The sequence below is a fragment of the Thermoanaerobacter sp. CM-CNRG TB177 genome (genome assembly GCF_018588165.1).
In the GTDB taxonomy this organism is placed as follows: Bacteria; Bacillota; Thermoanaerobacteria; order Thermoanaerobacterales; family Thermoanaerobacteraceae; genus Thermoanaerobacter; species Thermoanaerobacter thermocopriae.
The window spans coordinates 52,444-62,274 of sequence record NZ_JAFCAC010000045.1; the positions used below are offsets into that span (position 1 = coordinate 52,444).

Sequence of the window (9,831 nt, forward strand, 5' to 3'; positions counted from 1 at the left end):
TATTGGAACAGATTTAAAGAGGGTGAGAAAATGTTAAAGAAATACAAAGACAGGGATAAAATGTACGTTCAGGGTATTTGTACATGGAAAGAGCTTGCTGCTGTTGTTATGAAAGCTAAGGAACAGGGGTACAGTTATATGGGCTATGACAATGTCAAAAGAATTGGATTTGCAGCAGTGTTTAAAAAACAGACAAAAAGACAAAACAGTTAATGTACATGTGTGAGGGTTAAAATCAAGAAATCACCATAATACGGGTTATTTTTTTAAGGAAGGGGTTTTACATGGCAGATATGTATATTTGGATATACTTTTTGACATTAGCAGGATACATTATTGCAGGTTTTATAAAAGGATGGGATACAGCTTATCTTACTGCAGGAATTGTGTTTTTTGGACTGCCACTGCTACTGCTGGCAGTTTTAATCATTTTTTTCTATCTTGGAAAGGCTATTGCAAAGAAAAGAGCAAAAAAGCTTTTAAAAAATCTTCAAATCAATATTGAGAAAATATACATACCAGAAAAAAGCTGGTACAGAGTTTATCACTGCAGGGTAATAAGTGAAAAAATTAATACAGGATGTTCAATAACATACTGTACAGACTCAAATGAAGTTCATTCTGTTCGGTTATCACCCGAATGGAAAAAGAAAAATGAAGACATTTACCAAAAATACGGTTTTGCAATAGAAGAAATAATTGCTGATGCATTTGAAAAGCTGAGCAAAAGCACAGTAAGCAGCTGAAAGGCAGGACAATTCCTGTCTCTCTTTTTTTTTATAAAAATTCTTTAAAAGAAAGGATGATCTATTTGAAGCTGTATACTGCAGCAATAAATACAACAGCTATCGAAGAACCTCTAAAGCAACATCAAATGCGTGTATCAAAGCTATGTGAAGAAATTGCAAAGGCTCTGAACATGCCGTACAGCAATCTGCTGGAACTGTTGCTTGCAGCTCAACTGCATGATGTGGGAAAGCTCTGGATTCCACAACAAATTCTTAATAAACCTGAAAGTTTAAATAAAGAAGAAATGGAGATTATGAAGAAACATGTTTTTTTTGGCTTTGAATACGTCAAAAGCAAAAAAATGAATAGCAGTATTGCTGAAGCAGTTTTATACCATCATGAACGTTTTGACGGACAGGGTTATATGGGTTTAAAGAACGAAGAAATCCCTTTGTTTTCTCGTATTATTTCAGTAGCAGACGCTTTTGATGTAATGACAAATGACAGGCCTTATAGAAAGGCTTTGGGTTTTGAAGAAGCTTTGGAAGAAATAAAGAAAAATTCCGGAAAACAATTTGATCCAGAAATTGCGGACATTTTTATAAAATTAAGGGTATACAAAATCAACAAATGAGTATATAATCTTTATTGGAGAACAGAAAGAAGGTGCAAAAGATGATTCGTCCAATAAGATGTCCAAAATGTGGAGGAGAACTTGTAACTGTATATAAAACTTTTGAAGTGGACGGGCATAGGGCTGAAAACGTGCCTGTGCTTACCTGTCCGAGATGCAACATTTTTCTTTTTGATACGCAGCTTTTTATAGACATAACAGAAAGAGCAGAAGATTTTGAAGGTAAAGATCTGCTTTTAGAAGAATTAAGAGAAATAAAAAAGGACGAAGAAATAAGGGACATACTGAAGCAGTACACATTCCGGAACCATATAAAAGAGGTTTTAAATGAAAAAGGTATATCTTTGAGGCGCCTTGCAAACATGCTTGACGTGTCTCCAAACTACATTCACATACTCACTAAAAATCAGTCAACAAGTATAAGGACGGCTTTAAAAATGGCTTATGCTTTAGAAGTAGATGTAAACAGACTTTATACTTTAAGAAAAATCGATGAGGAGTATAAAGAGCCCGGCAAAACTCTTTATACCAGAGTTTCCAAAGAGGAAAAGGAACAAGATGAAAAAATAAAAGAAGAGCTTAAAAAAATGGATGTGAAAGTATATGTAGATAATGTACTCAAGAAAAAAGGTTTAAAAAGGGTCCAGCTTGCAACAAGATTGGATATGAGTCCTCAGGAAGTGTACAACATAGTAAAAATAAGGAAAGGTAGTACGGGTATAGAAACTGCGCTGAAAATGGCTTATGCCCTTGGCACTGACGTAAACGAGCTGTTTAAGCTGGAAAAAGCAGAAAAAGAGGCAGGAGAATAAATTCTGCCTCTTTTAATTTTATTTATTGACAGTAAAAATAAATAAATGTATAATCTTAAGTGAAGAAAGGAGATGTATAAAATGAGCCTTAACAAAGTCATGCTGGTAGGAAGAACAACAAAAGATTTGAAAAAACTTATAACTCCTTCCGGGCATCCTGTTGTCCATTTTTCACTTGCAGTAGACAGAAACTATACCAATAAGGAAGGTAATCGTGAAACAGACTTTATACCAATTGTCGCATGGAACAGACTTGCAGAAATACTGGAGCAGTATGCAGTAAAAGGCACACTAATTGCAGTTGTAGGGAGATTACAGGCAAGAAGGTATACAGATAGCAAAGGAAAAAATGTGCGTATACTGGAAGTTGTTGCAGAACAAATTTCTTTACTCGCAAGGCCTAGAAATGAAAAACAAGAAGAACCTGTATCAGAACCAGAAGTTATAGAAGAATCTGAAACTGCAAAAGAAGAACCCGATTTTGCAGATGAAGACTTTGTGGAAATTACAGAAGAAGACCTGGAAAATCTTTTTAGTAACATAGAATAACTCAAAGGAGGGTTTTATACATGAATATAGGGCTTGATTTGGGCTTCGGTTACGTAAAAGGAGTAAACAGCCAGAACAAAAGAATTATTTTTCCATCAATAGTGTCCATAGGCTTTGACAGACCACTTGCAGGCATTTTTAACACAAATGACATAATAGAAAACCTGCATGTAAAAATAATTGATAAAGACGGTGAAAATTCCTATTACATTGGCAACCTTGCCAGAAGAGAAGGTTTTTCCAACTCATTTGCACTGGACATAGATAAATACACTGAACCTGAGGCAAGGGCACTTTTATCAGCAGCAGTACTTCTTTTAACACTTAACGAAAATGAGTCAGTAAACCTTGTTACCGGCCTCCCTTTAAAGCAGTTTCAGGCATATAAAAAAGCTTTTGAAGAAGAGCTAAAAAACTACAAAGCGCTTGTATCACTGCCGGAGTATAAACTGATGAAAACAGTAGAATTTGAAAAGGTTACTGTATTCCCACAGGCAGCAGGTGCAGTATATTACGCTTTGCTGGAGGATTTAGACAAATACCTTTTAAGCGATTCGTATATAGTGCTGATTGACATAGGCTTTAAAACTACAGATTACGTCGTATTTTTTATAGAAGACAGGCCTTACTTCCTTGCAGACCTGTCAGGAACTATTGATGTAGGAATTTCAAAGATATTCACTGCAATGGAGCAGATTTACAGCAGTAAGACTGGATCTAATCTTGACACAGCAGATTTTATAACAATTTTAAACAGAGGGAGCATTTACTTCAAGGGTAAATATGTAGATTTTACTGAAGAAATAACCGCTTTAAATAGAGAACTTGCAAAATTAATAGAAAAGAGAATATACACAAGCTTAAAAGGAATACTCGATAAGGTGCTGGTTATATTTGTTGCAGGTGGAGGGGGCGCCGACTTGTATCCCCACTTGAAAGACATTCATACAAACGTAGAACTAGTAAAAGATGCTCAGTTTGCAAATGCACTAGGATTTCTAAAGGTTGCAGAAATACAAAAATAATTCACAAAAAGAAACTGAGTAAGGTGGTAAGGTGGTACCAGCTTTAAAGCCTTTATTAGAAAGGGTTATACGGCTTTTAAAAAGAAAAATGGAACCACCATTAAATAAAAGTGTCTCCGCTATTAAGGACTTAAAAATCAAGCGTTTGAGGCGCTTTTTCTGAAAAAGTGGGGACACTTTTATTTGCTTTAACTTTGCTGTTTTAAAACTGGAACCATTTTTTAATAAAACAGCTTTTAAACTATTGAAAATCAGGGCTTATGGGCGGTTCCATTTAAACCCTTGAGGAGTTGGTGTATATGAATAAATATAGTTTTCGTATCAACAGCAGCGAGGATCCACAAATTATAGAAATTCTTTCGACTCTACAGGGAAAAGAAAGAACAAATTTTATAAGAGAAGCACTCCGATTTTATGTAAAAAATGGAGAAATAATAAATAAAATGTCGGATAATATACAGAAAATGCAGAAAGAAATGGAAAAACTCTCAGCAGACATCGCAGAAATAAAAGAAATGATTAAAACCCAGCCGGCAGTTGCAGATTTTAATAAAAATACCGTACTGTTAGAGCATGATAAAAACAATAAAAAGAAAACCAATGAAGAAATCTTAAAAGGACTGGTGAATGACTTTCTCAATATGTGAGCATTCATCAGTCTTTTTTTATTGAGTATTGCAAGTTTTAATAGAACGAAGTCAGTACATTGTGCGAAATAAAGGAGAGGTGTAATACGATGGTAAAAAGGAAGGAGCAGAAGAAAAGGCTGAACGTTCGTGTAGACGTTGATTCACCTATCTGGAACGAAAGGAACATGAGCGAAACTACAAGAAAAGCACTGAATTTTTATTACACGTTTTGGGACAGGACTGTTTTTGCTTTAAACAAAATAGAACTTTTGTTAGATAAAATTGAAAAGATGGAAAGGAGTGGTTTCTATGGAGAAAGAAATGATAGGTAAAGTAGAAGTCGAAGCAAAACATCTTTTAAATGCGTACAGTGCTGTTGAAAAAGCAAGAATGGAACTTTACTGGGCATTGAATTATCAAATTAAAGCAGGAGAAGAACCTATCAACATTCTTCCTTCAGATAATGTAAAAGTTGAAATTCTGGACAGCGGAGAAATCGTAAAATTAACTGTGATGGATTACCCTGCAAGATTTAAAACAATCAAAGATAAAGAGAAAGAAAGATGGGTTAATAATGTAATGTTTGCCTTAAAAAGAATAAGAGATAAGGTTTCTTTTGAACGTGTTTTTGTTTTTATCAAATTTTATTTTCCTGATCAGCACATAGATGTAGATAATCGTGATATAAAACCTATAATAGATGGGATAAGATATGCTGGGGTAATTACAGATGACAGCTACAAATACGTTTCTTATGGATTTAATGCTCAGTTTAGCAGTGAACCTAAAACAGAAATTTTCATTATTAAGTATGAAAATTTTCCAGAAAAATTATACGAAATTTTGAACGAAAGATAGGTTTAACTTATCTTTTTCTATGTCCAAAATAGCCTTAAAAATATACCGGTTAACATATCTTTAAAATGCAATTTAAAGACAGGTAGGTAAAAAAGACAGGTGTTCTATCTACTGCCAGTCATTAAAAATACTGCATTTTCTTGCAAACAAAAAGGCGAAAAATAATCAATGGAAGTTTTTCGATATGGTTTTTTTATCAAACCAGATGGGGGTTCGATTATTTTAGTACAACAGCTTAAGAGAATTAGACAATTATTTACTGGAAATAAAAGCAGCCGTTAGGCAGCTGTCTGCCTGCTGATAAGCAGGCGGGCAGCTGCCGGAGTTTGGTACAGTAAAAGAACGGGACTAAATAGAAAGAACTACACTAACAGGACAGACCAGCACAAACGATAAGGCTCTGCAGGTTTAAGGCAGTAGGAGAGAGTTACTAAGTAAGGAGTACTTTTACAGCGCTGCAATTGAAATGAGCGGAAAAGCCATATAAAGGTTTTGGGCAGAGGAAGGAAGATACAAAGTAAGAAGGGTTTTATTGGCACAGCAAAGAAACACAAACAGGAAGGCACAGCAGGTTTTCATGCAGTGGAAGAAAGCTTTCACCGAAGGAGAAGGTGCCAAAATATGGCATGTGAATATTTAGCAAAGTACAGCAAAAGAAAGGCAGGCTTTTCAAAAGCCTTGTAAGACTTTAATTGAGCTTTTTGTCTTTTTTATTTTCTTTTTGGACGTGTCAGGAATGTATTTATAGCATTTTATAAAACTTTGAGGTGATGTTTATGAAGGAAGAAATATACAGGGAAATAGGCAAGCGGTTGTGGGAATTACGCAGACAGAGAGGTTTTACTCAAAAACAGGTAGCAAAATATCTGGGGATCAGTCAAAGGCAGTTTGCATGTTATGAAAAAGGCAGACAAAAAATCAGTATAGATATTTTAGAACGACTTGCCATGTTATATGGTTGTGGTTGTAAGTATTTACTGGGTGATAATGAAAGTTCAAAAGAACAGATTACGGTAAGCTTTGGAACATATAAAATCTCTGATGAAGATTTAGAAGTTATTGCATTTGCCAATCAATTTGTCATGAATTTAGATACAATGTACAGCATGGATGAAAAGCTTAAAAACAGGCCAGAATTTAACAAAATTACAGAAAGGAGAAGTTAAAATGGAGAAAAGACTTGTTCGTTCAAGGAAGAACAGAATGATAGGAGGTGTTTGCGGAGGGATAGCAGAGCACCTGGGAACAGACCCCACAGTAGTTAGGCTTATCTGGGCAGTCACCACACTTTTTTGGGGTACTGGAATTATTTTATATCTGCTTGCATGGGCAGTGATCCCTGAAGAAAAATAAAATTCAATAGGTGAAATACAGTTAAAGAAATCCTGCTACAAGACTTTGTTAAAATTTTAACGAAAATTATTTAAAACCGGAAAGGAGAGTACCAGATGCCTGTAAATGTAGAGTTAACAGAACGTGATAAAAAGCTTTTAGAAATGCTGGCGGAACTGAGCATGATAAAGGTAGAAAACCTTTCTCACATATACGAAACAAAGGCATACTACTTAAAAAGGATAGCGCTTTTAAGAAAAGCCCATTACATAAGGAGGCTGAAAGGGTACGTAATGCTGGGCTCAAAAGGGATAGAGTACGTAAGGAGCATAGGCTTAAAGAGGAAAGGGATTCCTACAGCACACGGACAGAAAGAACGTGTACAGAGAATAAGCGACCTTTACTTTGACTTTTTAAGAACGGACTGGCGCTTTGTGGACAGTCGTAAAATAAAAGAGCAGAAGCCTTCAATATACAGAAGCAGCATTTTTTTAGGCTTTTTAATAGGACGTACAGAGTACGCAGTGTACAGCATAGGGAAAGAGCCCAGCAGAGAAAAGATAGACGCTGTAAAAAGCGAACAGGAGAAGCTGCACAAGTTAGGCATATACAGGAGCATAGTGTTTTATGAAAGTCCAGAAGCAAGGAAGAGATACGGCGTAGAAGGACTGGGATTAAAGGAGCAGCTGTTGCTACCCTATCCGTACGGAGTGGAGCTTTTAAAAGAGCATGGAAAAAGAGACTTAATAAAAGAAGCTGCAATAAAGGTTTATGTAAGCAACTTAAAAGAACCGAACTGGAAAGAAGCAGATTTCAGGGTGGGAGACAAAGAAGTCGTGGTTTTAATTTTGAACGATATAGAAAAGATTGCAAAGATAAAAAATTATCTAATGCTGGCACAGTACAGATATACAAAAGCGACGGAAATAGAGATATTATGTTTAAAAGAACAGGAAGAAATGTTTAAAGAGATGTTTCCTGAGTGTAGTATAAAGACTATAGAAATGCAAAAATAAAAAGTAATATCTCTTTTTAAAAATTTTTATTGACGTACGTTTTTATGTACGTTATAATTATCTACAGAGGTGATTTAAATGAAGACAATGCCTGTAACAAAAGTAAGGCAGAACATATATAAAATAATTGAGCAAGTAAGGGAAAACAGCGAACCAATCCAAATAACTTCTAGAAAAGGTAACGCAATTTTGATTTCTGAAGAAGACTGGAACGCAATTCAAGAAACATTGTATTTGTTATCAATACCTAACTTGAAAGAAAGTATTATGGATGCAGATAAAACTCCATTAGATGAATGGAAGGATGAGGAAGACTTAGGATGGGATATAAACTAAAGTTTTCAAAATATGCTTTAAAAGATGCAAAGAAACTAGAAGAGTGTGGATTAGATAAAAAAGCAAAAGAAATTTTAAAAATATTAAAAGAAAATCCTTACCAAAATCCTCCTCCTTATGAGAAATTAAAGGGAGATTTGCAGGGAAAACTGTCAAGAAGAATAAACATTCAGCATAGAATAATTTATGAAGTTTTAGAAAAAGAAAAAATCGTAAAAATCTATAGGATGTGGACACATTATGATTGACCGGTATATGTTTTATGCCGGTAGTTTGTTTTTTTAAAAACAAAAATACTATAAAAGATGAACACCTGCCGGCAAAGTTATAACTTCGGTTATTTCTTCAGGCATTTTAATATTTCCCATGAGAGAAGCAAAGGTAATACTCTTTTTGCCATATTTATTTTTTATTTTTTGAATTGCTGTATCCAGTCTTTCTTTTTTGTCGTGAGAAATATAATCACAAAACAATTTCATTTGAAAGCCTGCCCCTGCTTTGGTTAAATCTATTGCTCTGATTGCAAGTGAACGTACATTTGTTTTCCAGTCATATCTTTTTATAAATAATTCAGTTGCAATTTGGGCTAATTCAATTGAATTTTGTATGGGATAAGGAGTTTTGGTTTGATACTGTTTTGTAAAAAATTTTTCATCACGGACACTTATTTGTACTCCGTTGGCTTCAAGCCCATTTTCTTTAAGTCTTTTAGATACATTAAAAGAAAGTTCCATAAACACATTTTTAACTTCTTCATTATTTACAAGATCGGCTGTACATGTAACTCCGTGACCAATACTTTTCACAGGTGCCTTATAGTCCGCATCATATACTATTGAATCATCCATTCCATTGGCATACTTCCAGAGAGTAATCCCATTAATGCCTAAAAGGTGTTTTAAAAAAGATGGGGGTGACTTGGCAAGCTCTCCTAAAGTGTCTATTCCATAACTTCGCAATTTTGCTGTGGTAGCCCTGCCAATGCCTATCATGGCTGAAACCTCTAGAGGCCAAACAATTTCTTTAAAATTTTCACGCATTATAACTGTCGTAGCGTCAGGTTTTTTTAAATCACTTGCCAGTTTAGCAAAAACCTTGTTGAAGCTTACTCCAACTGAAATGGTAAGTCCCAATTCTTCTTTTATCCTTTTTCTCAGTTGATTTGCAATATCAATACCGGAGCCGAATAAATGTACGCTTCCAGTACAATCCAGCCAGCATTCATCAATACCAAAAGGTTCCACCTGATTAGTGTAATCATAATATATTTCTCTTGCCAGCTTTGAGTATTTTAAGTATTCTTCATAGTGAGGCGATACAATTAATAAATCAGGGCATTTTTGTTTTGCCTGCCAGATAGCTTCTCCGGTTTTGACTCCAAAAGCTTTAGCCTCTTCTGATTTAGATAGAACTATGCCATGTCTTTCTTCCAGTGAACCACATACTGCTACAGGCTTTCCTTTCAGTTTTGGATTTAAAAGGGTCTCAACAGAAGCATAGAAATTATTCATGTCGCAATGTAATATAATTCGATCCATAAAATCACCTTGACATAAAGTGCAATTAGATATATACTTAGTGTAACTGAGTTGCCTGTTTAAATTATAGTGCAACTTATTTACACTTGTCAAGAAATATTTAAAATAATGTGCATTTTAATTGCACTTAAAAGAAGGGGTAAGGTATGCAATTTGGAGAAAAGTTAAAAAAATTACGCTTAAGTCATAACTTGACTCAGGAGGAACTGGCAAAAAAAATAGGAGTTTCATTAAGGACTATAAAGGGATATGAATTAGGAGAGACACTTCCACGGTACAGAGAAATTTATTATAAAACGGTTTTAAATTGTCCCACCAGGTTTTTTAAAATTAAGTCTTGATATGCAGGTTACCATATAGGCCAGCTCTTAAC

The 9,831-nt window shown here is 34.8% G+C and carries 16 protein-coding genes; 15 read left to right on the forward strand and 1 reads right to left on the reverse strand.

Going from position 1 to position 9,831, the window contains the following annotated elements:
- Positions 1-30: 30 nt before the first annotated feature.
- The 14 genes from I4N53_RS03985 to I4N53_RS04050 all read left to right on the forward strand — a co-directional run bounded on the left by I4N53_RS03985 (position 31) and on the right by I4N53_RS04050 (position 8,168).
- Positions 31-213 carry a hypothetical protein gene (locus I4N53_RS03985; protein WP_214495649.1) on the forward strand — a complete coding sequence of 61 codons (183 nt, stop codon included), beginning with the start codon at positions 31-33 and terminating at the stop codon, positions 211-213.
- Between the two features lie 71 nt (positions 214-284).
- A complete protein-coding gene (locus I4N53_RS03990) occupies positions 285-746 on the forward strand; it encodes a hypothetical protein (protein WP_214495650.1) in 462 nt (153 codons plus the stop codon).
- Between the two features lie 65 nt (positions 747-811).
- The gene (locus I4N53_RS03995; RefSeq protein WP_214495651.1) at positions 812-1,363 is read left to right on the forward strand and encodes an HD-GYP domain-containing protein; all 552 of its coding nucleotides are present in this window, start codon (positions 812-814) and stop codon (positions 1,361-1,363) included.
- A gap of 41 nt (positions 1,364-1,404) precedes the next feature.
- Positions 1,405-2,175 carry a helix-turn-helix domain-containing protein gene (locus tag I4N53_RS04000; protein ID WP_214495652.1) on the forward strand — a complete coding sequence of 257 codons (771 nt, stop codon included), beginning with the start codon at positions 1,405-1,407 and terminating at the stop codon, positions 2,173-2,175.
- An 81-nt stretch (positions 2,176-2,256) separates the two neighbouring features.
- On the forward strand, positions 2,257-2,724 hold the full coding sequence (locus I4N53_RS04005) for a single-stranded DNA-binding protein (RefSeq protein ID WP_214495653.1): 468 nt from the start codon (positions 2,257-2,259) through the stop codon (positions 2,722-2,724).
- Between the two features lie 20 nt (positions 2,725-2,744).
- Positions 2,745-3,749, forward strand: coding sequence for a ParM/StbA family protein (locus tag I4N53_RS04010; protein ID WP_214495654.1), 1,005 nt, complete (start codon positions 2,745-2,747; stop codon positions 3,747-3,749).
- A 299-nt stretch (positions 3,750-4,048) separates the two neighbouring features.
- Complete coding sequence (locus I4N53_RS04015; protein WP_214495655.1) at positions 4,049-4,396, forward strand: hypothetical protein; 348 nt, start codon at positions 4,049-4,051, stop codon at positions 4,394-4,396.
- Positions 4,397-4,485: 89 nt separating this feature from the next.
- Complete coding sequence (locus I4N53_RS04020; protein ID WP_214495656.1) at positions 4,486-4,710, forward strand: hypothetical protein; 225 nt, start codon at positions 4,486-4,488, stop codon at positions 4,708-4,710.
- The gene (locus I4N53_RS04025) at positions 4,688-5,236 is read left to right on the forward strand and encodes a hypothetical protein (protein WP_214495657.1); all 549 of its coding nucleotides are present in this window, start codon (positions 4,688-4,690) and stop codon (positions 5,234-5,236) included. Before I4N53_RS04020 ends, I4N53_RS04025 begins: the two co-directional genes overlap by 23 nt.
- Before the next feature lie 776 nt (positions 5,237-6,012).
- Positions 6,013-6,402: a helix-turn-helix domain-containing protein gene (locus tag I4N53_RS04030; RefSeq protein ID WP_214495658.1), complete on the forward strand. Its 390-nt coding sequence runs from the start codon at positions 6,013-6,015 to the stop codon at positions 6,400-6,402.
- A 1-nt stretch (position 6,403) separates the two neighbouring features.
- Complete coding sequence (locus tag I4N53_RS04035) at positions 6,404-6,589, forward strand: PspC domain-containing protein (RefSeq protein WP_214495659.1); 186 nt, start codon at positions 6,404-6,406, stop codon at positions 6,587-6,589.
- Positions 6,590-6,684: 95 nt separating this feature from the next.
- The gene (locus tag I4N53_RS04040; RefSeq protein ID WP_214495660.1) at positions 6,685-7,584 is read left to right on the forward strand and encodes a hypothetical protein; all 900 of its coding nucleotides are present in this window, start codon (positions 6,685-6,687) and stop codon (positions 7,582-7,584) included.
- 78 nt (positions 7,585-7,662) lie between these two features.
- A complete protein-coding gene (locus tag I4N53_RS04045) occupies positions 7,663-7,920 on the forward strand; it encodes a type II toxin-antitoxin system Phd/YefM family antitoxin (protein ID WP_214495661.1) in 258 nt (85 codons plus the stop codon).
- The gene (locus I4N53_RS04050) at positions 7,905-8,168 is read left to right on the forward strand and encodes a Txe/YoeB family addiction module toxin (protein WP_214495662.1); all 264 of its coding nucleotides are present in this window, start codon (positions 7,905-7,907) and stop codon (positions 8,166-8,168) included. The genes I4N53_RS04045 and I4N53_RS04050 overlap by 16 nt, the downstream gene beginning before the upstream one ends.
- A 48-nt stretch (positions 8,169-8,216) precedes the next feature.
- Here the strand turns inward: I4N53_RS04050 and dinB are convergent, their stop codons facing one another.
- Positions 8,217-9,458, reverse strand: a complete 1,242-nt coding sequence (gene dinB / locus I4N53_RS04055; protein WP_214495663.1) for a DNA polymerase IV — start codon at positions 9,456-9,458, stop codon at positions 8,217-8,219.
- Positions 9,459-9,604: 146 nt separating this feature from the next.
- Here dinB and I4N53_RS04060 point away from each other — a divergent pair, with 146 nt between their 5' ends.
- Entirely contained in the window at positions 9,605-9,799 is a 195-nt protein-coding gene (locus I4N53_RS04060; protein WP_214495664.1) for a helix-turn-helix domain-containing protein, read from the forward strand.
- The last annotated feature ends 32 nt before the right edge of the window (positions 9,800-9,831 follow it).

What these genes read in the sequence shown, in the direction of transcription:
- I4N53_RS04060 (WP_214495664.1), top strand. Translation starts at nt 9,605, where the DNA reads ATGCAATTTGGAGAAAAGTTAAAAAAATTACGCTTAAGTCATAACTTG.
- I4N53_RS03985 (WP_214495649.1), top strand. Translation starts at nt 31, where the DNA reads ATGTTAAAGAAATACAAAGACAGGGATAAAATGTACGTTCAGGGTATT.
- I4N53_RS04035 (WP_214495659.1), top strand. Translation starts at nt 6,404, where the DNA reads ATGGAGAAAAGACTTGTTCGTTCAAGGAAGAACAGAATGATAGGAGGT.
- I4N53_RS04000 (WP_214495652.1), top strand. Translation starts at nt 1,405, where the DNA reads ATGATTCGTCCAATAAGATGTCCAAAATGTGGAGGAGAACTTGTAACT.
- I4N53_RS04025 (WP_214495657.1), top strand. Translation starts at nt 4,688, where the DNA reads ATGGAGAAAGAAATGATAGGTAAAGTAGAAGTCGAAGCAAAACATCTT.
- I4N53_RS04010 (WP_214495654.1), top strand. Translation starts at nt 2,745, where the DNA reads ATGAATATAGGGCTTGATTTGGGCTTCGGTTACGTAAAAGGAGTAAAC.
- I4N53_RS03990 (WP_214495650.1), top strand. Translation starts at nt 285, where the DNA reads ATGGCAGATATGTATATTTGGATATACTTTTTGACATTAGCAGGATAC.
- I4N53_RS04050 (WP_214495662.1), top strand. Translation starts at nt 7,905, where the DNA reads ATGGGATATAAACTAAAGTTTTCAAAATATGCTTTAAAAGATGCAAAG.
- I4N53_RS04030 (WP_214495658.1), top strand. Translation starts at nt 6,013, where the DNA reads ATGAAGGAAGAAATATACAGGGAAATAGGCAAGCGGTTGTGGGAATTA.
- I4N53_RS04020 (WP_214495656.1), top strand. Translation starts at nt 4,486, where the DNA reads ATGGTAAAAAGGAAGGAGCAGAAGAAAAGGCTGAACGTTCGTGTAGAC.
- I4N53_RS04005 (WP_214495653.1), top strand. Translation starts at nt 2,257, where the DNA reads ATGAGCCTTAACAAAGTCATGCTGGTAGGAAGAACAACAAAAGATTTG.
- I4N53_RS04040 (WP_214495660.1), top strand. Translation starts at nt 6,685, where the DNA reads ATGCCTGTAAATGTAGAGTTAACAGAACGTGATAAAAAGCTTTTAGAA.
- dinB (WP_214495663.1), bottom strand. Translation starts at nt 9,458, where the DNA reads ATGGATCGAATTATATTACATTGCGACATGAATAATTTCTATGCTTCT.
- I4N53_RS04045 (WP_214495661.1), top strand. Translation starts at nt 7,663, where the DNA reads ATGAAGACAATGCCTGTAACAAAAGTAAGGCAGAACATATATAAAATA.
- I4N53_RS04015 (WP_214495655.1), top strand. Translation starts at nt 4,049, where the DNA reads ATGAATAAATATAGTTTTCGTATCAACAGCAGCGAGGATCCACAAATT.